Origin of the sequence: Pseudonocardia sp. SID8383 (genome assembly GCF_009864975.1) — a bacterium.
Taxonomy (GTDB): domain Bacteria; phylum Actinomycetota; class Actinomycetes; order Mycobacteriales; family Pseudonocardiaceae; genus Pseudonocardia; species Pseudonocardia alni.
The window spans coordinates 1-1,120 of record NZ_WWFY01000363.1; the positions used below are offsets into that span (position 1 = coordinate 1).

At 65.6% G+C, this 1,120-nt stretch carries 1 protein-coding gene and 1 rRNA gene; one reads left to right on the forward strand and one right to left on the reverse strand.

Annotated features, from left to right (window positions below; all coding sequences use genetic code 11):
- Nucleotides 1-260, reverse strand: a 260-nt coding sequence (locus tag GTW08_RS08700; protein ID WP_161151748.1) for an ATP-binding cassette domain-containing protein, incomplete at its 3' end; no start/stop codon positions are given.
- Between the two features lie 518 nt (nucleotides 261-778).
- On the opposite strand from GTW08_RS08700, the gene GTW08_RS08705 reads away from it, so the two are divergent.
- Nucleotides 779-1,120 (forward strand): 16S ribosomal RNA (locus GTW08_RS08705); the annotation flags it as partial.

A 1,120-nucleotide genomic window follows, 5' to 3' on the forward strand; every position in this document is an offset into this window, starting at 1 on the left:
GCGGCCGGGACCGCGCCGACGTCGGTACCGCCCAGCAGGACGCGGCCCCGCAGCGACGCGACGGCGGGGAGGCGCCCGAGCACCGCGGCCGCGGTCAGCGACTTGCCGGACCCCGACGGGCCGAGGAGCGCGACCCGCTCACCCGGTCCGACCCGCAGGCCCACCCCGTCGACGACGTCGCGACCGCCGACGGTCACCGTCAGCGCCTCGATCGCGAGCAGGGGGGTGGCGGAGCCGGGTCCGTCCGGGTGAGTCGACATCACCAGAACGATAACCACGACGGTTATCGTTTGTCCCCGACGTCCCGGTCACACGCGTCGGCCTGGTCCCGGACGGAGTGCGACGACGCCGCGCCTACGGCCCGGCGGCCCAGCGTGCCGCGGGTACGGCGCCACGAGCCCGCTGACCTGCGACGATACGGAAAACCGACCCCCCTGTGAACGGCGTCCGACGGACCGTGTAACTTTCTCCCCGTCAGCGAGTGAGCCGGACAGAACGGGCCCTGACAGGCCCGGTCAACAGGCCCCGCGGACAGCGACCCCCGGTGGTTCGCCGAGTTTCTCGGTGTGGTTGTCTTGGTGGGTCAAGGCGATCCGTCTTCAGGATCCCGCTTCCTTTTCAGGGGGTTGGGTGAGTGCGGTGCGGGTGTCTTTTGAGAACTCAACAGTGTGTCGAGCTATTTTGATTCGGTTTGGCGTTTTGTGCCAAATTGTTTGTTTGGTTGCAGCATTCGATCCCGTCGGGTGTTGTGGCCAGTTGTTTGTTGCAAGTCAGGGTTTTGTTGGAGAGTTTGATCCTGGCTCAGGACGAACGCTGGCGGCGTGCTTAACACATGCAAGTCGAGCGGTAAGGCCCTTTCGGGGGTACACGAGCGGCGAACGGGTGAGTAACACGTGGGTGACCTGCCCTCCACTCTGGGATAAGCCCGGGAAACTGGGTCTAATACCGGATAGGACCACTGATCGCATGGTTGGTGGTGGAAAGTTTTTTCGGTGGGGGATGGGCCCGCGGCCTATCAGCTTGTTGGTGGGGTGATGGCCTACCAAGGCGGTGACGGGTAGCCGGCCTGAGAGGGCGACCGGCCACACTGGGACTGAGACACGGCCCAGACTCCTACGGG